Genomic DNA, 22841 nt, shown 5'->3' on the forward strand with positions numbered 1-22841 from the left:
ACCCCAACCCCACTCCCCCAAAGCGGCAAAACAAAAACGGCGTCCCCGCACACATACGCGGGAACGCTGTTTCACAACACTCAGACACTCAGGCGCTCAGGTCACCCAAGGCCACCCAAGACCCAAGCCACTCAGGGAACCAGACGAGTCTACCTACTTCTTATCCACCAGCACCACGTGCGTAGCCTCCAGGCCGGGGCCGACCGGAGCCTCCACAACGCGGGGGCGCACGCCCTTGAACTTGGCGATCATCTTAGCCGCCTTCTCGATCTCAGCCTGCGCGGAACGCCCCTTCAGAGCCACCAAGCGGCCCTGCGGCTTCAGCAGCGGCAAGGTCCATCCGGCGAGCTTCGTCATCGGTGCCACGGCCCTACAAGTGACCGCAGCGTACGGATGCATGCCGCGATCCTGACGCATCGCCGTGATCACCTCTTCGGAACGCGCACGCATGATCGTCACGTTCTTCAGGCCCATCTCCTCGACGCACTCCCCCAGCCATTCGACGCGACGTTCCATCGGTTCGATCAGCGTGAACTCGTGGTCGGGCAGACATGCCGCCGCGACAATGCCGGGGAACCCGCCACCGCTGCCGACATCGGCCACGGTCTTGAAGCGCTTGCCGTCCGTCACCTCACGGATGAACGGCACGATGGCGGCGGAGTTGAGAATGTGACGCTCCCAGATGATGTCGACATCCCTCGGACCGATCAGACCGCGCGGCTCGCCCTCCGTTTCCAGCTTCGCGTGGAATTTCTCCAGCTTGGGCAACGCATCCCCCAGCACCTCGGCGAGAATCGGGGAACCATTCAGTTCATCAACCATAGGCTCTACTGCTCTTTCCTACTCATACAAAACAGGGAGCCCATATCGCTATGGACTCCCTGTTCCACGTGAAACTTACTCTTCGTCCTCGTTCGCCGCGGCCTTCAGATAGATGGTCACATGGCGGTTCGGTTCCTCGCCGTGGGAGCGGGACTTCAGTCCCTCCTCGCGGACGACATCGTGCACCACCTTGCGCTCGAACGAATTCATCGGCTTCAGGTCGACCGGCTCACCGGTCTCCCTGACCTCATCGACCGCGTCCAGTGCGATATCGTGCAGACGCTGACGCTTGCGCTTGAGGAAGCCGTCAACGTCGACGATGAGGCGGGAACGTTCGCCGGTCTTCTGCTGGACCGCGAGCCTGGTCAGCTGCTGCAGAGCGTCGACCACTTCGCCGTTGCGTCCGATGAGATGCTTGATGTCGGTATCGTCGTCGGCGACGATCTGAACCGTCGGACGGCCGTTACGGATACCCATTTCGATATCGCCCTCGTAGTCGGCGATATCCAGAAGTTCTTCAAGATAATCGGCGGCGATATCAGCTTCCTCGTTGAGCTGATCCAAGGTCTTCTCGTCATCCTGTGCCATATATACTCCTTTTTGGCGCGTATAGATATCAGTCTAAACCAGCTGCCGGAATTGCTCAACGACAGCCCCAAGTCAGAATAAGGTCTGATGTTTCACATGAAACATCAGACCTTATCGTTCACTTCTTCTTTTTGCGTTTGCGGTGCGGCTGTTCTCGCTGGAAGCCTTGGGTGAGCTTTCGCTCCTCCTCTTCCTTGGCCCGCTGCAGCTCCTCATCCTCAAGCGAAGGCTCGCCGGCGCGTGCACGTCGTGCGTTCTCGCGCTTGTGGTCGCGCTCTTCCTTTTCCTTCGCGGCCGGGGAACCAGGGGTCGGGAAGTTGCGGATCTGCCACAGGGTACGAATCAGGTTGCACACGTTGTTGGTCAGCCAGTACACCAGCACGGCGAACGGCATGGCGATGCCGGAGAAGATGTACATGACCGGGAAGCCCCACATCATGACCTTCTGCATGGTCATGGTCTGCTGGTTGACGGCGTCGTTGTTCATGTTGCGCTTCATCTGGAAGCGCTGCATGAAGAACAAGCAGGCGCACATCAACAACACGAAGATGCCGATGACGATCTTGCCGCTGCTGTCCGCGGTGCCGAAGGTATCGGAGACGCCGACGATTTCAAAGACCTTGGTCTTGCTGAACTCGGCGGCCGTGGCCTGGTCGAACGCACCCAGGGTGGCGCGCTTGCCGCGTGCAATATAGGGAATGGCCGACAGCGTGTAGAACATGCACATGAACACCGGGCCCTGGATCAGCATAGGCAGGCAGGAGCCGGCAGGATTCACCTTGTTGTCCTGATACAGCTTCTGCATCTCACGGCTCATGGCTTCCTTGCTGGCCGGATCGGTCTTGCCCTTGTACTTGTTGTTGATGCGCTGCATCTTCGGAGCCAATGCCTGAAGCTTGCGCATCGACTTCATCTGCTTGTAGTACATCGGGAAGATAATGGCGTGAACCACCAGCACCAGGAAAATAATGGACAAAACCCATGAGATACCAACGGGGTTCATGCCCACCAAAACCAGCAGTTTATGGAAAATGGCCATGACCTGAGTCATCAGCCATTCGACCGGGGTCAGCAGCTTATACAGCCACCCCCAAAAACCACTGTCCAGTAAAAACTGGTCTTGATTATAAATCATCGTTCGAATCCTTACTCGTCAGCCGACAACGGCGTCAGTCGAGGTTCTTCGTGGGCTTTCGACCACCGAAAACGATAGAAAACGGAAAAGCGTTGCGGAACATCATCGATGCCGCCATAACTCCACGGCCGGCATCTCAACAGACGCAGAACAGCCAACAATCCCCCGCGGCATACACCGAATCGCCGTACCGCTTGAATCGCATAGTTGGAACAACTCGGGTAGAACTTACAGCATGGTACGGCGCGATTCGCCGAAAAATGACGCTGATACCACCGAATCATGCGTATGATCGCATCGCCGGCAACGCTCATCGTCAATCCCGGGCGAGTTTCGACGCCACCACCTCAAATCCGGTGGCCATTTGTTCTTCCAATGATTGGAAGGAGGCATTGGCTGCGGATGGCTTCGCGCGCAATACCACATCGATGCCCTCAGGCAAAGTATGCTCGTATCGCGAAGCCAATACGCGAAAACGACGCTTAACTGAATTACGCGTGACGGCATTGCCGACCGATTTGGATACGGCTAGCCCCATCCGTCGCGCACCGGGCGTCACAACACCATGCGCCTTGGCATCATCGCGCATAGCGTAATGCACGATGAGATCATGGCGCGAGACCTTGCGACGGCGCTTCAGCACGGCGACGAAATCACTGTGGCTCTTCAACCGTTCCACGGTAACGATGCCGTCAGCGGCAAATCAGGCAGACAGGTTCTTGCGGCCCTTGGCGCGGCGACGGTTAATCACGGCGCGGCCGGAACGGGTGCGCATGCGCAGGCGGAAGCCGTGCTTCATGTGACGACGACGGTTGTTGGGCTGGAAGGTCCTCTTCATAATTAGCTCCTAGGTTTCTTCGGCCACGCTTGCGCGCGGCTCTCACGTGAGTCAAGCTCTATAAAACTACTCTCACCCCTGCCCTAACGTCAACTCAACGGTCATATCCGCACGCGCGGAAAACCCGCCGACATGCCGTAAAACGTTGCAAATGCACGGGAACAGGGCCGAAAGTTATCCACAAATTACATTTATGTTATTCACAATTCAGTAATTGCAACACGCTAGGCGGTGGATAACTCACGCGGTACGAGTAAAAATAGGTAGCTGAGTGTCCCTACATGGCGGAAGAGGAAAGGAGTGTCATGACCGCAGACGCCGATAACCCAGCTGTTCAGGCTCAGCATATCTGGTCTGACGCCCTTACGCTGCTGAAGCATAAGAAGTCCCTCTCCCCCCGCGACAAAGGCTGGCTGGAGGGTGTGACCCCCGAAGCCGTATACGGGACGACCATCGTGCTGTGCGTCGACAACGCCGGCACACGCCAGGCTCTTGAAAACGAACTCATGCAGCCGCTGCTCGAAGCGCTGAACATGGTCACCGGCCAGGATATGTTCCCGGCGTTCAAAATCGTGCCGCAACAATCCGCCGCCAAAGCGAAGCCGGAACCCAAACCGCAGCCCAAGGCGAAGCCGGAACCGCGGCCCGCCGCCGTGGAGGAGCAGCCCGAACTGCCGTTGTCCGGCGGCACGCCATCGCTTGAGGATCTGGGCAAGGAACCGTTCGGTTCCGCCGGTCCGGTTCCGACCGTGCCTTCGGCATTGCAGCCGCAGGTCAATTCCGAGGTCGAAGGCCAGTATGTGGTCGATCGCAACAAGGTGCAACGCGATCCGGAAACCCATCTCAACAAGAACGCGACGTTCGACACCTTCGTGCCCGGTGATTCCAATCGTTTCGCCCGTACCGTGGCGCTTGCCGTGGCCGAGGGTTCCGGCAAAGATTTCAACCCGTTGTGTATCTACGGCGGGTCCGGCTTGGGCAAAACCCATCTGTTGAACGCGATCGGCAACTACGCACTGGTCAAGGATCCGACCCTCAAAGTGCGGTATGTCAACAGCGAGGAGTTCCTGAACGAGTTCATCGAGGCGTTGCAGATTCCGTCGCAAAGCCAGGGGCGTATCGCCGAGTTCAACCGTCGATACCGCAGCGTGGACGTGCTGCTCATCGACGACATCCAGTTTTTGGGCGGTAAGGAAGCGACCCTCGAACAGTTCTTCCATACGTTCAACGCGCTTCATCAGGCGAACAAGCGCATCGTGATCGCATCCGATGTGGCGCCGAAGAACCTGAAGGGCTTCGAGGCCCGTCTGATTTCGCGTTTCGATTCCGGTCTGACCGTGGACGTCAAGCCGCCGGATCTGGAGACCCGTATCGCCATCCTGCGCATGATGGCGACGATGAACCACAGCAACATCCCGAACGATGTGCTCGACCTGATCGCCGAACGGTTCACCGAGAACATCCGCGAGCTGGAAGGCGCGCTGACGAGAGTGACCGCAGTCGCATCGCTCAGCAACCAGCCGGTCACCAGGGCCATGGCCGAACAGACCCTGCAGGATTTCTTCACCACGGATGTGGAGATCAAGCCCACTGACATCATCAGTCAGGCGGCGAAGTACTTCCATCTCACCTTCGACGACATCGTGGGGCGTTCTCGTATGAAGAACATCGCCCTCGCCCGTCAGATAGCCATGTATCTCACCCGTGAGATGACGAGCATGAGCCTTGTGGACATCGGCAAGGTGTTCGGCGGCAAGGACCATACCACCGTCATGCACGCCTGCGACCGCATCACCAACGAGATGCAGCAGCGTCAGGATATCTACAACTACGTCATGGAGCTCACCGTCCGTCTGAAGCAGGGCTCCAACTGATTTTCCGTTTTCGCCCGGCCGTCTCTTAGGATCGTTCTGAGAGACGGTTTTTGCATGTTTTTCCGGCCGTCCGCCAAAACCGTCGATTTTGGTCTCTGAGCGCGATTCTCCCAGCCGCAACACTCCGGCGAAGCCGGAAATTTTTAAAAAAGTTATCCACATGGTTATGCACAAATGTGGGTAAACCCTGCGGATAACTCGTGGATTACTGGTATTTTCGATGTGGATAACTCGTGGATAACAAGGCGGCGAATGTGGATAATTCAGCGGCGCCGGAACGCCTGTGGATAACTCGCCTGTTTATCCACATGAATCTTCGAGTTATCCACATCCGTTGAGTTATTCACAATCGAAAGCGCGGGAACGGTTTGCGCGAGTTATCCACATTATCCACAAGCCTTATTACGAGTATTACTTACGTTTGTACCTGTTCTAACCGCAATAGCAATAATGCGGGCCGCCGATCCCAAACGGAACCCGGTTTCAAGTCGCTAGAATGATGCCTAGCTCAAGAAATACCCGCATGTGGCGGGTTCTTCCGAAGGAAAGCAGGCTTTATGAAGGTTGAAATCGATTCCGCGGCCCTTGCCGAAGCAGTGGCATGGACCACCAGGGTCATCGACAGCCGCCCCTCGAACCCTATTCTCGCGGGCATCCGCCTCGATGCGGCGGATGGAACGTTGCAACTTTCCGCGTTCAATTACGAAATTTCGGCTCGCCACCACATCGAAGCCGGTGTGGATGAACCCGGCAGCATCCTGGTGCTCGGCAAGCTGCTCGCCGACATCACCAAGTCGCTTCCCGCCGAACGCACCTACCTCGTCGCGAACGACACCACGCTGACGATCACCTCCGGCAAATCGACCTTCACCATGCAGCTCATGCCGAGCGCCGAATACCCGGATCTTCCGCAAATGCCGCAACAGCTCGGTCAGGTCGACGCCCCGACCTTCGTCCAGGCGGTTTCCCAGGCCTGCGTCGCGGTCTCCCGTGAGGAGAACCGCCCGGTACTCACCGGCGTGCGCATGCAGTTCGAAGGCGACAAGGTCGTGCTGACCTCCACCGATCGCTTCCGTCTGGCCCGCGCCACCTTCTCCTGGAGCCCGCAGAATCCCGCGGTGAACACCACCACGCTGGTACGTGGCTCCCTGCTGCGCGACATCTCCCGTTCCCTCGACGAACGTCAGAACCTCACGCTCGATTTCGACACGGAAAGCCCCTCCCTGCTCGGTTTCGAGAACGCCGGCCGCGCCTCCACCTCGCAGCTGATCGACGGCGAATTCCCGGCGGTCGACCGCCTCTTCGCCGACGAATACCCGATTCAGGCCGTCATCGACAAGCAGTCCCTAATCGGCGCCATCAAGCGCGTCGCCCTGGTCGCGGAACGCAACGCCCCGATCCGCATGGTCTTCTCCGGCAACGAGCTCACCCTGAGCGCCGGCGCCGTGGACGAAGCCCAGGCGAAGGAAATCATCGACATCGATATGGATGGCGAAGACATCACCGTCGCGTTCAACCCGTCCTACCTCATCGAAGGCCTGAGCGCCATCAGCGAACCGTACGTGCGCATGAAGCTCACCACCGCGGTCAAGCCTGTGGAATTCAACGGCCAGCAGGAAGCGGACTCCGACGAATCGATGGATTACCGCTATCTGCTCGTCCCGATGCGTTTCAACAACTGAAACCCGTAATCGGATAGCGGAACAACCAAACATCGAAACACCCGAACCAGCACATCCCCATCGGAACCGGCAGCCATGTATATTTCGCGTCTCGCACTCGACCACTTCCGCTCCTGGAACCAGATCGTGGTCGACTTCGAACCCGGCGTGAACGTGCTGCACGGTCCGAACGGATTGGGCAAAACCAATCTGGTCGAAGCGATCGAAGTGCTTTCCACCGGTGGCAGCCACAGGGTATCCTCGTCGCTGCCGCTGGTGGAACGCGGCGAAAGCAAGGCCACCATCCGCGTGAACGTCAACACGCAGGACGGTGCCGGGGCTGATGGCACGGGCACCGAACCCACCACCTATGAGGTGACGATCGCGGCCAAAGGCGCGAACCGTGCGCGCATCAACTCCGGCGCCTCCCAATATCTGCGCGATATCGTCGGATTGGTGCCGTCCGTGGCGTTCACGCCCGACGATCAGCGTTTGGTGAGCGCCGATCCGGCGACCAGACGCGGTTTCATCGACCGCAGCGGCAGCCAGCTGATTCCCCGGTACGCCGAGCGTCTGCAGCGGTTCACCCAGATCGCACGCCAACGTGCGGCGCTGCTCAAGCAGCTCGGCCAGCATGAAGGTTCCGTGGACGCGGTGCTCAGCGGTCTGGAAGTATGGACAGGCCAGTTCATCGAAGCGGGCGTGGCATTGACCCGTATGCGCGACGAGATGATGCGTTCCCTCGCGGAACCGTTCACCACGATCTACGAACGGCTGTCGCGCGGCCAAGGCAAGGCGCAGATCGCCTACCAGCCGTCGCTGGATGAGGTGTTCGCCTCCGATTCGCCGGAACTCGCCATTTCCGAGCATTTTCAGCGCCTGTACCCGGGTGAGGTGGCGCGTGGCGTGAACCTCATCGGCCCGCAGCGCGACGATTTCGCGATACTGCTCGACGGCGTTCCCGCCAAGGAATTCGCCTCGAACGGTGAGATGTGGACCATGGCGTTGGCGTTGAAAATGGCGCTGTTCGAGGTGATCGCGCGTTCGCGCGGCGTCAAGCCCATCGTGATTCTCGATGATGTGTTCGCGCAGCTGGACGAGTCGCGTAGAACGCAGATCCTCGATTTCGCCAAGGACCAGGATCAGGTGATCATCACCGCCGCCGCGGAAAGCGATATTCCCCAGGATGCCCGCGCGAACATCATCGATGTCGCGGCGCTGAAATCGCATGCCGATCCGTTCGCGGATATGATTGCGGCGCTGTCCGGTTCCTCCGGTTCCTCCGACTCCACGGAATCCCCCGAATCCGCTCCCCCGATTCCGCCGAGCGAGAACGAAGGCCGATCATGAAGCCGCCCGTGGCGGTGACGCTGCACCTCGACCAGCGCACCCTGCCGGCCCAGGTGTTCGAACGGTACGCTCGGCGCGAGGATTCCCGCAAAATACGTGCGGCGAGGGCGGAACTCGCCTGGGAGAATTTCGGCAAGCCGGGGCGCGATCCCGCCAAACTGGGCGGCGTCGCCGCGGCCATAGCGGAAAGCGGCAATTGGATGCCGCATATGAAGATCTCGCAGCTGAACAACCATTGGGATCAGGTGGTCGGCACGGGCATCGCGCAGCATTCGCGCGTGGTGAGCTTCCGCGACGGCGTGCTCGTCATCCGCGCCGAATCACAGGTGTGGGCGACCCAGCTCACTTTCCTTATCCCCCAGCTCTCCGCCACGATCGCGAAGAAACTGGAAGGATTGGAAGTCAACGACATCCGGGTCGTCGGCCCATCCGTCGGATACAGCCGAAAATGGGGCAAACGCCGCTAATGGGCGCGTATAGCTGTAGTCGTGGCGCATGAGTAGAATCACCTGCAGTATAGTCAAGACGCCTCAGGGGGCCTTAGAAGGCGTTTTTGAGGCAATGGACCGCGAAATAACCCTTTCGCGAGCCAGTGACGCAGGAAGGAAGCTCCTTGGCGGATTCGCTGGAGACGGCCGCGAGCAAAGAAGAACAGCTCAAAGCCGCAGATGAACATATCAATAACGCCGAATTGCAGGAAGGCGAGCTCGACGAGTCGATGACTCCCGAGCATTACGACGCCTCCGATCTGAAGGTCCTCGAAGGACTTGAGGCGGTGCGCATCCGCCCAGGCATGTATATCGGCTCCACCGGTCCCCGAGGCCTGCATCATCTGGTGTACGAGATCGTCGATAATTCCGTGGACGAGGCGCTGGCCGGTTACGCCAGCCACATCGAGGTCACGATTCTGCCCGACAACGGCATCCGCGTCGTCGACGACGGCCGTGGCATCCCGGTCGACATCGTGCCCGGCGAAGGCATCTCCGGCGTGGAAACCGTGATGACCAAGCTGCACGCCGGCGGCAAGTTCGGTGGCGGCGGCTACGCCGTCTCCGGCGGTCTGCACGGCGTGGGCATCTCCGTGGTGAACGCCCTGTCCACCAGAGTGGACGTCGAAGTGCGCCGTCAGGGCTTCCACTGGACCCAGACGTACAAGGATCAGCACCCCACCGCGCCGCTCGCGAAGGGCGAGCCGATGGCCGAAGGCGAATCCACCGGCACCTCCGTCACGTTCTGGGCCGACCCCGCCATCTTCGAAACCACGTCCTACGATTTCGAGACGCTGCGCAGCCGTTTCCAGCAGATGGCGTTCCTCAACAAGGGCCTGAAGCTCAGCCTCACCGACCTGCGCCAGGTGGACGACGCCGGCGACGAGGTCGCGGGCGACGGCGACAACGTCACCGAGGAACTGCATCAGACTGCCACCTACCAGTACGCCAACGGCATCAAGGATTACGTAGGCTACCTGGTGAAGTCCCGCAAGGCCGTGCCCGTCGAGGACGAGGTCATCAACTTCGACGCCGAAGACCTGAAGCTCGGCATCTCCGCCGAAATCGCCATGCAGTGGACCACCGCATACTCCGAATCCGTGCACACCTTCGCGAACACCATTTCGACCACCGAAGGCGGCACCCACGAAGAAGGTTTCCGTGCCGCGCTGACCTCGCTGGTGAACCGTTACGCCCGCGAGAAGAACATCCTCAAGGACAAGGACGAGAACCTGTCCGGCGACGACGTGCGTGAAGGCCTGACCGCGGTGGTGTCCGTCAAGCTCACCAACCCGCAGTTCGAAGGCCAGACGAAGACCAAGCTCGGCAATTCCGAAGCCAAGACCTTCGTGCAGCGTGTGATGACCGACAAGCTCGGCGACTGGTTCGACGCGCACCCCAGCGAGGCGAAGAACGTCATCCAGAAGGCCATCGAAGCCTCCCGTGCACGCCTGGCCGCCAAGAAGGCCCGTGAGAACACCCGCCGCAAGTCGATCTTCGAATCCGCCGGCATGCCCGACAAGCTCAAGGACTGCCAGTCCAACAATCCTGAGGAATGCGAGCTGTTCATCGTGGAGGGTGATTCCGCAGGCGGTTCCGCCATCCAGGGCCGTAACCCGATCACCCAGGCGATCCTGCCGCTGCGAGGCAAGATCCTGAACACCGAGCGCGCGAGCCTCGACCGCATGATGAAGTCCGAAACCATCGAATCGCTGATCACCGCGGTCGGCGGCGGCTACGGTGAGGACTTCGACCTGAGCAAGGTGCGCTACCACAAGGTCATCATCATGGCCGATGCCGATGTCGACGGCGCGCACATCGCCACCCTGAACCTGACGCTGTTCTTCCGCTACATGCGTCCGATGATCACCGCCGGGTACGTGTACGTGGCCATGCCGCCGCTGTACCGACTCAAGTGGACCAAGGGTGCGCACGATTTCGTCTACACCGATGCCGAACGCGACCGCGTGCTCGCCGAAGGCAAGGCGAAGGGCCGTCAGCTGCCGAAGGGCGAAGGCATCCAGCGTTACAAGGGTCTGGGCGAGATGAGCTACCAGGAACTGTGGGAGACCACCATGGATCCGGATCACCGCATCCTCAAGCAGGTGCAGATCGAAGACGCGGAAGCCGCCGACGAGACCTTCTCCATGCTGATGGGTGATGAGGTCGAACCGCGTCGACTGTTCATCCAGCGCAACGCGCGCAACGTCAGCTGGATCGACGCGTGACGGCATCGCGTAAGGCATAAGGCGAATCTTCGGTCCGGCGCGCGAACCGGAATCCGAAGTGAGGAAACGTAATGGGAGAAGGCTTTCGATGCCTTCTCCCCCGGCCGGTTCCACGGCCGGCGCCTTCCCCTCGGGAGGCATAGCTACGGAGGAAAAGTGGCAGACGAAAACAACAATGAAGATGGTCAGTTCGTGCCTGACGGCTCGATGGAACCGTTGAGCCCGCAGGAAGCGGACAACACCGATTACGGTCTGATGGTCGGCGAACGCATCCGCGTGCGCGATCTGCAGACGGAAATGCGCGAGTCCTACCTCGCCTACGCCATGAGCGTGATCGTCGATCGTGCGTTGCCCGACGTGCGCGACGGCATGAAGCCGGTGCATCGCCGCGTGGTGTACGCCATGTACGACGGCGGCTACCGTCCTGATCGCGGCTACTCCAAGTGCGCCCGCGTGGTCGGCGAGGTCATGGGTAAGTACCACCCGCACGGCGATTCCGCCATCTACGACACCTTGGTGCGTATGGCCCAGTCCTGGTCGATGCGTTACATGCTCGTCGACGGTCAGGGCAACTTCGGCTCCCCGGGCGACGACCCCGCTGCCGCAATGCGTTACACCGAATGCCGTATGGCGCCGCTCGCCATGGAAATGGTGCGCGACATCGACAAGGACACCGTCGACTTCCTGCCGAACTACGACGGCAAGACCCAGGAGCCGACCGTGCTGCCGGCCCGTTTCCCGAACCTGCTGTGCAATGGCTCCTCCGGCATCGCCGTCGGCATGGCCACCAACATTCCCCCGCACAACATGCGCGAAGTGGCCGAAGGTGTGCACTGGGCGCTGGAACACCCCGATGTGAGCCGTGAGGAACTGCTCGACAACCTGATTCGCATCATCAAGGGACCGGATTTCCCGACCGGCGCCACCATCCTCGGCCACAAGGGCATCGAACAGGCCTACCGTACCGGCCGTGGCCTGATTACCATGCGTGCCGTCGTCAACACCGAGGAGATCAAGGGCCGCATGTGCCTGGTCGTCACCGAGCTGCCGTACCAGGTCAACCCCGATCGCCTCGTCGCCTCCATCCGTGAAGCCGTGCGCGACGGCAAGATCCAGGGCATCGCCGACATGCGCGACGAGACCTCCGGCCGTACCGGCCAGCGACTGGTGCTCGTGCTCAAGCGCGACGCGGTCCCGAAGGTCGTGCTCAACAACCTGTACAAGCATTCCCAGCTGCAGCAGACCTTCGGCGCCAACATGCTGGCGCTGGTCGACGGCGTGCCGCGCACGCTGAGCCTGGACGCGTTCATCCGCCATTGGATCAACCACCAGATCGAAGTCGTCGCCCGCCGTACCGCCTACCTCAAGCGCGAAGCCGAGGAACGCGACCATATCCTGCAGGGCCTGCTCAAGGCGCTTGACGCCATCGAAGAGGTCATCAAGCTGATCCGCAGCAGCCAGGGCCGTGAGGACGCGCGTCCGAAGCTCATGGAATTCCTCGACATCGACCAGGTCCAGGCGGACGCCATCCTGTCCATGCAGCTGGTTCGTCTGGCCAACATGGAAGCGCAGAAGATCGTCGACGAGCACAACGAGCTGATGCGCAGGATCGCCGACTACAACGACATTCTCGCCAGGCCGGAACGCCAGCGCACCATCGTCGGCGAGGAGCTTGACGAGATCGTCGCCAAGTACGGCGATGAGCGCCGCACCAAGATCCTGCCGTTCAGCGGTGAAATGAACGTCGAGGATCTCATCCCCGAAGAGAACGTGGTGGTCACCGTCACCCACTCCGGCTTCATCAAGCGCACCAAGGCCGACGAATACCGCGCCCAGCACCGCGGCGGCAAGGGCATCAAGGGCGCGAAGCTGCGCGAGGATGATGTGGTCGATCACTTCTTCCTCACCAGCACGCACAATTGGCTGCTGTTCTTCACGAACAAGGGCCGCGTCTACCGCTTGAAGGCGTACGAGCTGCCCGAAGGGTCAAGGGATTCCAAGGGCCAGCATGTGGCCAACCTGCTGCAGTTCGCCCCGGACGAGTCCATCCAGACCGTGCTGTCGATTCCGAACTACGAGGTCGCCAAGTATCTGGTGCTCGCCACCCGTTCCGGCAAGGTCAAGAAGACCGCGCTGGCGGAGTACGATTCCCCGCGTCAGGGCGGCCTGATCGCGGTCCGTCTGATGGCCGACGAGAACGGCGAGAACGCCGACGAGCTGATCGGCGCCGCGCTGTGCAACGCCGATGATGACATCATGCTGGTCTCCAGAAACGGCATGAGCCTCAAGTTCACCGCAAGCGACGAGCAGCTGCGTCCGATGGGACGTCAGACCGCCGGCGTGCAGGGCATGAAGTTCCGCGACGGCGACGAGCTACTGGCCATGGACGTGGTGTGGGGCGATACCGACAAGGATCTGCTCGTGGTCACCAACGAGGGCTTCGCCAAGCGTTCCGCGGTGAGCGAATACCGCTTGCAGGGCCGCAACGGCTACGGCGTCAAGGCGCTGCAGCTGGCCGAAGGCCGTGGCTCCCTGGTCGGCGCGCTGATCGTCTCCGAAGACGATCAGGTGATGGCCATCATGAAGTCCGGCAAGGTAATCCGTTCCGACGTGGCCGAGGTCAAGCGCACCGGCCGTAACACGCAGGGCGTCACCCTGGCCAAGCCGGATAAGAACGATGAGATCATCTCCATCGCTCTGAACGCCGAACGTGACGAGGATGATGACGATGCCGAATCGAGCGTCGAGTCCGCGACCGCCGAAACCGTGAACGTCGAGTCCGCGACCGCCGAGCAGCAGTCCGTCGAACAGCCTGCCGAACAGCCCGCTGACGAACAGAATGTGAATACCGAGGCGGACGGCGAATAATCGTCTGCGAAGATTGCTACTCTCGGCAAGAGATAGCGAATCATGAAGGAGCAACATGAGCGACAAGCCTGAAGAGAACGCGACCATCGAAACCCCGGGAACGCCCGCGGAAACCAACGCGACCGAGGCGTTCGAACAGCAGCCGAAGGACACGGTCGACGCTCCGCGCGAGGCGCGTTCCGTGTCCAGCCAGGCCCCGGCGCACGAGAAGGCACGTGCTTTCTCCTCCTCGACGACGCCCACCGGTGTTCCGGTGCGTCCGGCTCCCAACGGTAAGGGCAAGCGCAGCACGCCGCGTGCCCGCCGTATGAACCTGTCGCTCACCAGGCTGAACGCGTGGAGCGTGGCCAAGGTCTCCTTCCTCATGTCACTCGCATGGGGCATCATCCAGATCGTCGCGGCCGCGCTGGTGTGGATGCTGCTCAATGTCGTCGGCGTGTTCGATCAGCTGACGCAGATCGTCGCCTCCACCGGCCTTGATGCCGGCGGCCTGAACCTGACCGACGTGTTCTCGCTGAGCTCGGTGCTTTCCGCGGTCACGATTTTCTCCATCATCGAGATCGTGCTGTTCACCCTGCTCGCATCCGTCATCGCGCTGATCTACAACGTCGTGAGCTCGCTGGTCGGCGGCGTGCACATCACGCTCGGCGACGACTGATCCGCAAGCGAAACGCGAACGAATCGCGCGCATACCGAGAAGAAAGCAAACGGACGGTGGGTTTTCCCGCCGTCCGTTTTTTCGTTCGTGGCATAGCCCGAGGCATATCCCGGCCGGTACAGTGGTGAACCATGCTGAGCTATCTGGGGTATTTCTCGACGTCGTTCATCATCGCGGTGCTGGTGTGGCCGTTCGCCTCCGCGTTGCTCACCCTGCCCATTCTCGCGGGGTTGTACCACCGGTATCACCGGCTGCGGTTCATGGCCGTGGCCGCCGCATACCTTTCGGTGCTGTACGTGCTCGGTCTGGTCGCCTTCACCCTTTACCCCATGCCCGACGACCCGCAGGCCTTCTGCGCCGCGCACGCCGGCGACTACGCGCCGCAGCTCGACATCTGGCGCTTCATCAGCGATCTGCGTTTCGGCGGTCTATCCGGCGCCTTGCAGCTGGTATTCAACATCGTGTTCTTCGTGCCATTGGGATTCGTGCTGACCCGTTGGCTGCGTTGGCGTTGGTGGATCGTCATGCCGGTCGGATTCCTCGTCTCGCTGGGCATCGAAACGTCGCAGCTCACCGGATTCTGGGGACTGTACCCGTGCGCCTACCGTCAGTTCGACGTGGACGACCTGCTCACCAACACGTTAGGCGCGATGGCAGGCATCGGTGTGGCCAAACTGTTCGGATTGCTGGTGCCGCAGTCGGTCATGCCGAATCCAGACGCCATCAACGCAAGGCCCGGCGTGATCCACCGCACCGTGACGTTCATCATCGACATGATTTTCGTGGCGCTCGTCTACTTCCCGCTCACCCTCGCCGTCGTATTCGGCTTCCATGCGATCGCCACCCCGCTGAGCGACGGCAGGTTCCGTCTGTTCGGCTGGCTTACGGTCGGCGTCGGCTGGCTGGATATGATCGCCCCGATCAGCGCGGCGGTGGCGTTCCTGATCTTCGAACTGCTGATCCCGCTGACCCATCATGGCCAGACGCTCGCCGGCATGTTCACGCATATGACCATCGAAACCAAAAGCCGCCACGGTTCGGCACGCACCGCGTTCTATGCGGTCCGTACCGTGGTGCTCGGCCTGCTGTTCCTAGTGGATGTAGTCGGATTCGGCGGCGAATCCACGTCGCTGCGGTCGTACGGCATGTGGGCGGCTTTGATCCTGTTCGTGTTCGGAGCCGTGACGCGCCGTATGCCGTGGGATATGATCCCGGGCGCCCAGCCGAGCGTTCCGGCGGGCAAGAACGGCGGAAAACCGGCGATCTCGCGGATGTGATTTGCGTCACAAAACCGCGTTACGCACGAAACATGCCGATTGACGAATTCGATTTGACGTGTATAGTGGGCAGAAGGCTCAATGAGGAGAACCTCAACGAACCCAAAACAAACAAGTAAACGCAGAAGTTTGCGGTTTGCCTGAATGTTCGCAGCGATGCGGGCGACAGGTGATTCACAGATCGAAGCACCGTAAATCCCTTTACAACGGATCGTGAGGCACGTACCTGCCTCTGAAAGGATTGAACTCATGGCAGAAGTCGTTTTCGACCACGTCACTCGTATCTACCCGGGCAACGATAAGCCCTCTGTGGATAATCTGAATCTTGATATCAAGGATGGTGAGTTCCTTGTGCTCGTCGGCCCGTCCGGCTGCGGCAAGTCCACCACCCTGCGCATGCTCGCTGGCCTTGAGGAAGTGAACAAGGGCAGCATCCGCATCGGTGATAAGGATGTCACCACCATGCAGCCGAAGGACCGCGACATCGCAATGGTGTTCCAGAACTACGCGCTGTACCCGCACATGACCGTCGCCGACAACATGGGCTTCGCCCTGAAGATCGCCGGCACCCCGAAGGATGAGATCCGCAAGCGCGTCGAGGAAGCCGCTAAGATCCTCGACCTCACCGAGTACCTCGACCGTAAGCCGAAGGCACTGTCCGGTGGTCAGCGTCAGCGCGTCGCCATGGGTCGTGCAATCGTTCGTAAGCCGAAGGTCTTCCTGATGGATGAGCCGCTGTCGAACCTCGACGCCAAGCTCCGTGTGCAGACCCGTACCCAGATCGCCGCTCTGCAGCGTCAGCTGGGTGTCACCACCCTGTACGTGACCCACGATCAGACCGAGGCTCTGACGATGGGCGACCGCATCGCCGTCATCAAGCTCGGCATCCTGCAGCAGGTCGGCGCTCCGACCGAGCTGTACGATCGCCCGGCCAACGTCTTCGTCGCCGGCTTCATCGGCTCCCCGTCGATGAACATCAACACCCACCCGGTGGTGAACGGCAAGGCGAAGATCGGTGAGGACACCGTGGATCTGCCGGCCGAGGCCGTCAACAAGCTGACCGCCGAAGACAAGGGCCAGATCGTCGTCGGCTTCCGTCCGGAAGACGCCTCCCTGGCTACCTCCGACGATCCGAACGCCTTCTCCCTGAAGGTCGTCAACATCGAGGATCTCGGCTCCGACGGCTACATCTACGGCAACATCATCACCGACGGCTCCGCCGCCGAGGCCACCCAGGTCATGTCCGATCAGAACAAGCTCACCACGGTTCGTGTGAACCCGCGTGCGCTGCCGAAGATCGGCGACACCGTCAAGATCAAGATCGATCCGGCCAAGATGCACCTGTTCGCTCCGTCGACCGAGCTGCGTCTGAACTGAGTCGAGTGACAGGCCGCAAGGCCGGTCGCAACAGACTTGACCGGTTCCATGCGGAACTGGCCAACCATTAAACGAGGCGTTTTCTCTTCCTCTCTAACCGTCTCGTTGAAGAAGCCCCGCTACGATGCGGGGCTTCTTTTTATTCCCATGCCCCCCCCTGCCGAATCGTCCAGCCACCATATAGTTCATTCATAATCCCTGGGGTGGTGGCATGCGTAAAATCTTGACCTATGACCCCTAATCCAATTGATGTGTCCCAACTGGACCCCCGTGCCGCCATGGCGACATCCGTGAACGCGGAAAGCGAACCGGATAATGCGGCGGAACCGCAGGCGCTGAAGATCACCGCCGCGAGTTCCAACCCGAAGATGTTCACCCTGCCGTGGCATGAGCCCTTGGCCTCCTGGCCGCAGGACCTGCTCGCCAATCTTCCGCGAGGCATTTCGAGGCACGTTGTGCGTTTCGTGCACGTAGGCGACGAAGTCTACGCCATGAAGGAAATCACCAAGCAGATGGCCGAACGCGAATACGAGAACCTTCGCCGCCTGCAGAAGCTGGAACTGCCCGCCGTCACGCCGATCGCCGTGGTCACCGGCCGTCACGACCGCAACGGCGAACCGCTGGAAGCCATTCTGGTCACCAAGCATCTGAAGTTCTCCCTGCCGTACCGTGCGCTGTTCGCCCGCAACCTGCGTCCGGACACCGCCGAACGTCTCATCGACGCCTTGGCCGTGCTGATGGTGCGTCTGCATCTGGCCGGCTTCTACTGGGGCGATGTGTCCCTGTCCAACGTGCTGTTCCTGCGCGACGCCGACGCGTTCACCGCGTTCCTGGTGGACGCCGAAACCGGTGACTTGCAGATCAACCTGACCGAAGGCCAGCGCGAATACGATATCGACCTGGCCCGCACCAACATCATCGGCGAACTGATGGATCTGAGCTACGGCAAACTGCTGCCCGGCGACGTGGACGAGATCGAAATCGGCAACCGTCTGGTGGAGCGTTACCATTCGCTGTGGAGCGCGCTCACCGACACCGACAAGTTCATGCCGGACGAGATGTGGAAGATCGAGAAGCGCGTCAACAAGCTGAACGAGCTTGGCTTCGACGTGGACGAGCTGGAAATGAAGACCACGGAGGACGGCAAGCGTGTGCTCGTCCGCCCGCGCGTGGTGGACGCAGGCTACGCCTCCCGCAAGCTGCTGCGGCTTACCGGTCTGGACGTGCAGGAGAATCAGGCCCGTCGACTGCTCAACGATCTCGACGCCTACCGTGCCTCCACTTGGCGTGAGGGCGAGGATCTGGAGATCGTGGCGACCGATTGGATGCGTGAGGTGTTCGAACCGACGGTCCGCATGATTCCGCGCGAATACCGTTCGCAGATCCAGCCAGCCCAGTTCTTCCACGAGATCCTGACCCATCGTTGGTACCTTGCGGAGAACGCCGGGCATGACGTGCCGATGGCCGAGGCGGTGAAGAGCTACATCGACAACGTGCTGCCGAACTACAAGCTCGACGACAAGGCCATCAACGCACTGCTTGAGGAAGCCGATTCGGGCGTCATCGACGACGAAACCACCTATGGCGACGGCGATGATGACGGGTACGATCCCGATTACGATCCCGACGCCGCAGTGTGGGCGCACTGACCGCTCTTTCCGCTTGTTTCCATCAGGGCCCTGCTTGGCTGTTGCGCCGAGCGGGGCCTTTGGCGTATCAGGGCTATTCGGGCGTATCCAGGCATATTTCGGAGCCATTCAGCATATCCGGTGCATTCGGCGCATTCGGTGTATCGCACGCCCAGTCGAACGGCAAAAGAAAACCCCGGTGTGATTGGCACCGGGGGAAGAGAAAAGAGAGAGAAAGAAGAAGAGGTTCAATTATCTGGAGCTTGTTGGAGTTCCATCCGAATCGCTTCGGTAATTCTTATATAACCAGCCGTTTCTGTGCCTAACGATGTGGTTCCCTGAGAATTCCCTGCCTGTTATTGGGAGAATATGTAAAACACCGCCCCGTGGAATGGATTCCACGGGGCGGTGTTGCGTCATATTCGCTTGCCGGATGTACCGGTTGCCTGGCTTACCAGGCTGCCGGTTGCGGCCTTGGATCAGGCTTCCGCGGCCCTGCGCCTTTCGCGGGCCACCGCGTACAGGCTGATGCCGGCCGCGACGGATGCGTTCAGGGATTCCACCTGGCTGGAGATCGGGATGCCGGCGATGGCGTCGCACGCCTCGCGCACCAAGCGGCTCAGACCCTTGCCTTCCGAACCGAGCACCACGACCAGCGGATCGCTTTCGAAACCGGTTTCGCCCACCAGCTTGTCGCCGCCGCCGTCGAGGCCGACCACGTAGTAGCCGCGCGCCTTGAGCGCCTCGATGGCCTTGGTGAGGTTCACGACACGGCAGACGGGCATGTGCGCCGCCGCACCGGCGGAAACCTTCCATGCCGCCGCATTCACCGAAGCGGAACGACGTTCCGGCAGGATCACGCCGTTGGCGCCGAACGCCGCAGCGGAACGGATCACCGCGCCGAGGTTCTGCGGATCGGTCACGCCGTCCAGGGCGATGAACAGCGGGCGTGCGCTGATGCGCGCGGCCGCGGAATTCGCCGCTTCCATGGCGCGGGCCTTCTTATCCGCGCGATCGGCGAGCTCGGCCAGCGAGGAATACTGGTACGGTTCGACCTTCAGGATTACGCCCTGATGGTTGCCGGACCTGGCGATGCGATCCATCTCCAGACGATCCGCCTCCATCATGCGCAGACCGTGCGTGCCCGCGATCTTCACGATTTCGCGCGTACGGTCATCATGCTCGATGCGGGACATCACGTACAGCGTGCTCGACGGCACGCCCACGCGAAGCGCTTCGAGGACGGAATTACGTCCGAACACCAGATCGGTGGTGTTGTTCGTGGAGAATTTGTCGGCGCGACGACGAGCCGCCAGACGCGGATCGGACATCTTGCGACGGTCGGCGACCTTCTTGGCCGCGTATGCCTTGTGATACACGCGATCTTCGGCCTTGGGGGTCGGCCCCTTGCCACGAAGTGCGTTTCTGTGCTTTCCACCCGACCCCTTGGTCGGTCCTTTCTTAAGTGCCATGCGTCCCATTGTCCCAGCACCCCGCGTCATAGCTGGCTTCGGAGGTTCCTGCTTCGCGGCTTGGGGTCGGGTCGGGCGTGGTCGTGTGCGATACGAAAAAAGACGACGCCCGTGGTGGGCGTCGTCTTCATGTGCGATTGCGGTCGCGGGAACGGTGGTGCGGGCCGCGATCAGTTCCCGGTATCGGAGGTCTGGCAGGAGGCGTCCGTGCCGTCGCACTGGTCGGTCTGGCCGGAATCACCTTGACCGGTATTGCCTTGGTTCTGGTTCTGCTCCTGCGCGCGCTTTTCGGCTTCCTGCTGTTCCTGCTGCTTCCGCTGCGCTTCCGCGTCGGCCTGCTGCTTGGCGCTGATCGAGGCGTTGACGTCGGAAACGGCCTTCTGCAACCGGGACTTCGCGTTGCTCACATCGGACTGCGACGGCGAGGATTGACCGGCGACGTTATTCGCGTTGCTGATCGCGTCCTGCAGCGCCGTGCGCGTGCTTTCGTCCGCGACCTTGCCGGAGGAATCGTTCAGCACGGTCTGTGCGGCGGTGATATTGGCGTTCAGATCGGATTTCAGCGCGCTGGTGTTCTTGGCGTCCTTGCTGCTGGTCGCGGCGTCCAGCGCCTGCTCGATGGACTTCTTCGCGTCCTTCGCGTCCTTCGTGGCGTCCTTGAACGAACTGGTGTTCGTCTTCAGCTCCTGCGTTTTCATATCCGCGGAGCATGAGGCGTTCGTGCTGATGGATTGCGCGTCCGAAATGGCCTTGTTCAGATTGTCGAGCGTGCTCTGATTGTCCACGGCGTCGGCGGATGGAGCGTTCTGCTTGGCCTGGGTGGCTTCCGCGTTGAGGTCCTTGATCGCGTCGTTGTACGAGGACTGCGCCTTGGTGCACGCCGCGTAGGCGATTTTGCCGCTGTTCGACCGGAAGAACATCACGCCGCCCACGATCAGGGCGATCACCACGATCACGGCGATAACGATTCCCACGATCTTGCCGTTGATCGGCTTCTTGCCGTCGGAATCCTTGCCATCGCCATCGTCGTCCCCATCCTCATCGTCCGGCGGGATGGTGGGCGGCAGGATCGTGGGTTGTGCGGGCGTGCTGATGGTGCGAGGCTGGGTGGCCTGCATGGCTTGGGTGGCCTGCATGGTCTGGCCGGCGATCCGGGGCTGCTGGAGCTCGCCGGGCGTGAACGCCTGCGTGGCTTGCAAGGATTGGAAATCGAAGGCCTGCGTGGCCTGATCGCCCGGCTGCATGGGCTGGAACGCTTCGGTGGATTGCGCCATGCGCGGCTGCTGCGACGATGCGGCGGATCGGGGCATCGGCGTCGTACCGAACATTTCGGTGGGCTGCTGTGAAGCTGTTTGCTGGAAAGCGGTCTGCTGCGGTACCGCTTGTGTGGGCATGGCTTCCGTGGGCATGGCCTGTGTGGGCATCGCCGATGCGGACATGGACTGCTGCGGCATGGCTTCGGTCGGCATGGACTGCTGCTGCATCGCATCCAGCGGCATCCCCTCCCAGACAGGCGGCATCGCCTGCGTGGCGCCCAGCGCATCATAGTCCTGACCGGGTGCGGGGAACGCCTGCGTCGCGCCGAAATCGGAAGCCTGGGTCGGCTGTACGGGCTGTACCGGTTGCGCCGGCTGTGCGGGCTGGGTCGGCTGTGTCGACCGCCCAGCCTGCCCCTCGACGGAACGATCCGCGGGACGTTCGGGCTGCTGGCCGCTTTGGAAATCGAACCGGAATTCACCGTTCGGATCTGTCATGATGAAAATGCTCCTTAATATGCGAAGGCGGCCGGTGAAGGCCGCCAAACGTGATTGATGGACGTCTCCTGCGATCAGTCGGTGATCTGCGCGCGGTAGAAATTCTCGTAGGAACGGCTCGGGGTCGGTCCGCGCTGCCCCTGGTAATGCGAACCCGTTCCCGCGGAACCGTACGGATGCTCGGCGGGCGAGCTCAGCTGGAAGAAGCACATCTGCCCGATCTTCATGCCGGGCCACAGCTTCACCGGCAGCGTGGAAACATTCGACAGCTCCAGCGTGATATGCCCCTCGAAACCGGGGTCGATGAATCCGGCGGTGGAATGCGTGAGAATGCCGAGCCTGCCCAGCGAACTCTTGCCTTCCAAACGTGCCGCGATGCTCGCGTCGAGCTTCACGTATTCCCATGTGGAACCGAGCGCGAATTCGCCCGGATGCAGGATCCACGGTTCATCCGCCTTGACCTCGAACTGTTCGGTGAGTTCGCCCTGGTTCTCAGCGGGGTCGACGTAAGTGTAAGCGTGATTGTTGAACAGTCGGAAGAAACGGTCGAGCCTGACGTCGATCGATGCCGGCTGCACCATTTCCGGCGTCCACGGGTCCAATGAAATATGTCCTTCGGCCTGCGCGGCCAGAATGTCGTGGTCGGACAACAGCATGAGAGCTCCTCGCAAATGGAAACGATACTGACCGCCAGTCTAGTGCCTGCGCCCTATAGGGCCACAATCCCTCCACGACTTTCAGGAATCTATCAGAAAAACATAGCGGTAAACACAGGAACGTGGTGTTATATAAAAGTTGTCGACGAAATCGACCCGGCAACTTA

The 22841-nt window shown here is 60.9% G+C and carries 19 protein-coding genes; 10 read left to right on the forward strand and 9 right to left on the reverse strand.

Annotated features, from left to right (window positions below):
* Positions 1–153: 153 nt before the first annotated feature.
* The 6 genes from rsmG to rpmH form a co-directional block, all read right to left on the reverse strand.
* Positions 154–822 (reverse strand): 16S rRNA (guanine(527)-N(7))-methyltransferase RsmG, encoded by a 669-nt coding sequence (rsmG, locus tag KIH75_RS06635; protein ID WP_219055977.1) that lies wholly within the window; start codon positions 820–822, stop codon positions 154–156.
* 75 nt (positions 823–897) lie between these two features.
* Positions 898–1410, reverse strand: a complete 513-nt coding sequence (locus KIH75_RS06640) for a Jag family protein (protein WP_219055978.1) — start codon at positions 1408–1410, stop codon at positions 898–900.
* A gap of 118 nt (positions 1411–1528) precedes the next feature.
* The gene (yidC, locus tag KIH75_RS06645; protein ID WP_219055979.1) at positions 1529–2545 is read right to left on the reverse strand and encodes a membrane protein insertase YidC; all 1017 of its coding nucleotides are present in this window, start codon (positions 2543–2545) and stop codon (positions 1529–1531) included.
* 11 nt (positions 2546–2556) lie between these two features.
* Positions 2557–2859, reverse strand: a complete 303-nt coding sequence (yidD, locus tag KIH75_RS06650; RefSeq protein WP_219055980.1) for a membrane protein insertion efficiency factor YidD — start codon at positions 2857–2859, stop codon at positions 2557–2559.
* A gap of 2 nt (positions 2860–2861) precedes the next feature.
* Positions 2862–3224: a ribonuclease P protein component gene (gene rnpA, locus KIH75_RS06655; RefSeq protein WP_219055981.1), complete on the reverse strand. Its 363-nt coding sequence runs from the start codon at positions 3222–3224 to the stop codon at positions 2862–2864.
* A 24-nt stretch (positions 3225–3248) separates the two neighbouring features.
* Complete coding sequence (gene rpmH / locus KIH75_RS06660; protein ID WP_003825298.1) at positions 3249–3383, reverse strand: 50S ribosomal protein L34; 135 nt, start codon at positions 3381–3383, stop codon at positions 3249–3251.
* Between the two features lie 305 nt (positions 3384–3688).
* Between rpmH and dnaA the strand changes: the two genes are divergently transcribed.
* From dnaA to KIH75_RS06710, 10 genes are all read left to right on the forward strand, one after another.
* The gene (gene dnaA, locus KIH75_RS06665) at positions 3689–5257 is read left to right on the forward strand and encodes a chromosomal replication initiator protein DnaA (protein ID WP_219055982.1); all 1569 of its coding nucleotides are present in this window, start codon (positions 3689–3691) and stop codon (positions 5255–5257) included.
* A gap of 557 nt (positions 5258–5814) precedes the next feature.
* On the forward strand, positions 5815–6939 hold the full coding sequence (gene dnaN / locus KIH75_RS06670; protein WP_219055983.1) for a DNA polymerase III subunit beta: 1125 nt from the start codon (positions 5815–5817) through the stop codon (positions 6937–6939).
* Positions 6940–7014: 75 nt separating this feature from the next.
* A complete protein-coding gene (gene recF / locus KIH75_RS06675) occupies positions 7015–8268 on the forward strand; it encodes a DNA replication/repair protein RecF (RefSeq protein WP_219055984.1) in 1254 nt (417 codons plus the stop codon).
* On the forward strand, positions 8265–8735 hold the full coding sequence (locus KIH75_RS06680) for a DciA family protein (protein ID WP_219055985.1): 471 nt from the start codon (positions 8265–8267) through the stop codon (positions 8733–8735). Before recF ends, KIH75_RS06680 begins: the two co-directional genes overlap by 4 nt.
* A gap of 146 nt (positions 8736–8881) precedes the next feature.
* Complete coding sequence (gyrB, locus tag KIH75_RS06685) at positions 8882–10984, forward strand: DNA topoisomerase (ATP-hydrolyzing) subunit B (RefSeq protein WP_274608103.1); 2103 nt, start codon at positions 8882–8884, stop codon at positions 10982–10984.
* 156 nt (positions 10985–11140) lie between these two features.
* On the forward strand, positions 11141–13852 hold the full coding sequence (gene gyrA / locus KIH75_RS06690) for a DNA gyrase subunit A (RefSeq protein ID WP_219055987.1): 2712 nt from the start codon (positions 11141–11143) through the stop codon (positions 13850–13852).
* A 55-nt stretch (positions 13853–13907) separates the two neighbouring features.
* Positions 13908–14510: a DUF3566 domain-containing protein gene (locus tag KIH75_RS06695; RefSeq protein ID WP_236028095.1), complete on the forward strand. Its 603-nt coding sequence runs from the start codon at positions 13908–13910 to the stop codon at positions 14508–14510.
* A gap of 131 nt (positions 14511–14641) precedes the next feature.
* Positions 14642–15787, forward strand: a complete 1146-nt coding sequence (locus tag KIH75_RS06700; protein WP_219055988.1) for a VanZ family protein — start codon at positions 14642–14644, stop codon at positions 15785–15787.
* A gap of 249 nt (positions 15788–16036) precedes the next feature.
* Positions 16037–17164 carry an ABC transporter ATP-binding protein gene (locus KIH75_RS06705; RefSeq protein ID WP_219055989.1) on the forward strand — a complete coding sequence of 376 codons (1128 nt, stop codon included), beginning with the start codon at positions 16037–16039 and terminating at the stop codon, positions 17162–17164.
* A gap of 230 nt (positions 17165–17394) precedes the next feature.
* Positions 17395–18813 (forward strand): DUF4032 domain-containing protein, encoded by a 1419-nt coding sequence (locus tag KIH75_RS06710; protein WP_219055990.1) that lies wholly within the window; start codon positions 17395–17397, stop codon positions 18811–18813.
* Positions 18814–19271: 458 nt separating this feature from the next.
* On the opposite strand, the gene rlmB is transcribed toward KIH75_RS06710, so the two are convergent.
* The 3 genes from rlmB to dcd all read right to left on the reverse strand — a co-directional run bounded on the left by rlmB (position 19272) and on the right by dcd (position 22674).
* A complete protein-coding gene (rlmB, locus tag KIH75_RS06715) occupies positions 19272–20264 on the reverse strand; it encodes a 23S rRNA (guanosine(2251)-2'-O)-methyltransferase RlmB (RefSeq protein ID WP_219055991.1) in 993 nt (330 codons plus the stop codon).
* Between the two features lie 170 nt (positions 20265–20434).
* A complete protein-coding gene (locus KIH75_RS06720; RefSeq protein WP_219055992.1) occupies positions 20435–22018 on the reverse strand; it encodes a hypothetical protein in 1584 nt (527 codons plus the stop codon).
* Positions 22019–22092: 74 nt separating this feature from the next.
* Positions 22093–22674, reverse strand: coding sequence for a dCTP deaminase (gene dcd, locus KIH75_RS06725; protein WP_033522392.1), 582 nt, complete (start codon positions 22672–22674; stop codon positions 22093–22095).
* Between the last annotated feature and the right edge of the window lie 167 nt (positions 22675–22841).

The organism is Bifidobacterium pongonis, from assembly GCF_019331805.1.
In the GTDB taxonomy this organism is placed as follows: domain Bacteria; phylum Actinomycetota; class Actinomycetes; order Actinomycetales; family Bifidobacteriaceae; genus Bifidobacterium; species Bifidobacterium pongonis.

What these genes read in the sequence shown, in the direction of transcription:
- rsmG (WP_219055977.1), bottom strand. Translation starts at nt 822, where the DNA reads ATGGTTGATGAACTGAATGGTTCCCCGATTCTCGCCGAGGTGCTGGGG.
- KIH75_RS06640 (WP_219055978.1), bottom strand. Translation starts at nt 1,410, where the DNA reads ATGGCACAGGATGACGAGAAGACCTTGGATCAGCTCAACGAGGAAGCT.
- yidC (WP_219055979.1), bottom strand. Translation starts at nt 2,545, where the DNA reads ATGATTTATAATCAAGACCAGTTTTTACTGGACAGTGGTTTTTGGGGG.
- yidD (WP_219055980.1), bottom strand. Translation starts at nt 2,859, where the DNA reads ATGAGCGTTGCCGGCGATGCGATCATACGCATGATTCGGTGGTATCAG.
- rpmH (WP_003825298.1), bottom strand. Translation starts at nt 3,383, where the DNA reads ATGAAGAGGACCTTCCAGCCCAACAACCGTCGTCGTCACATGAAGCAC.
- dnaA (WP_219055982.1), top strand. Translation starts at nt 3,689, where the DNA reads ATGACCGCAGACGCCGATAACCCAGCTGTTCAGGCTCAGCATATCTGG.
- dnaN (WP_219055983.1), top strand. Translation starts at nt 5,815, where the DNA reads ATGAAGGTTGAAATCGATTCCGCGGCCCTTGCCGAAGCAGTGGCATGG.
- recF (WP_219055984.1), top strand. Translation starts at nt 7,015, where the DNA reads ATGTATATTTCGCGTCTCGCACTCGACCACTTCCGCTCCTGGAACCAG.
- KIH75_RS06680 (WP_219055985.1), top strand. Translation starts at nt 8,265, where the DNA reads ATGAAGCCGCCCGTGGCGGTGACGCTGCACCTCGACCAGCGCACCCTG.
- KIH75_RS06695 (WP_236028095.1), top strand. Translation starts at nt 13,908, where the DNA reads ATGAGCGACAAGCCTGAAGAGAACGCGACCATCGAAACCCCGGGAACG.
- KIH75_RS06700 (WP_219055988.1), top strand. Translation starts at nt 14,642, where the DNA reads ATGCTGAGCTATCTGGGGTATTTCTCGACGTCGTTCATCATCGCGGTG.
- KIH75_RS06705 (WP_219055989.1), top strand. Translation starts at nt 16,037, where the DNA reads ATGGCAGAAGTCGTTTTCGACCACGTCACTCGTATCTACCCGGGCAAC.
- KIH75_RS06710 (WP_219055990.1), top strand. Translation starts at nt 17,395, where the DNA reads ATGACCCCTAATCCAATTGATGTGTCCCAACTGGACCCCCGTGCCGCC.
- rlmB (WP_219055991.1), bottom strand. Translation starts at nt 20,264, where the DNA reads ATGGCACTTAAGAAAGGACCGACCAAGGGGTCGGGTGGAAAGCACAGA.
- KIH75_RS06720 (WP_219055992.1), bottom strand. Translation starts at nt 22,018, where the DNA reads ATGACAGATCCGAACGGTGAATTCCGGTTCGATTTCCAAAGCGGCCAG.
- dcd (WP_033522392.1), bottom strand. Translation starts at nt 22,674, where the DNA reads ATGCTGTTGTCCGACCACGACATTCTGGCCGCGCAGGCCGAAGGACAT.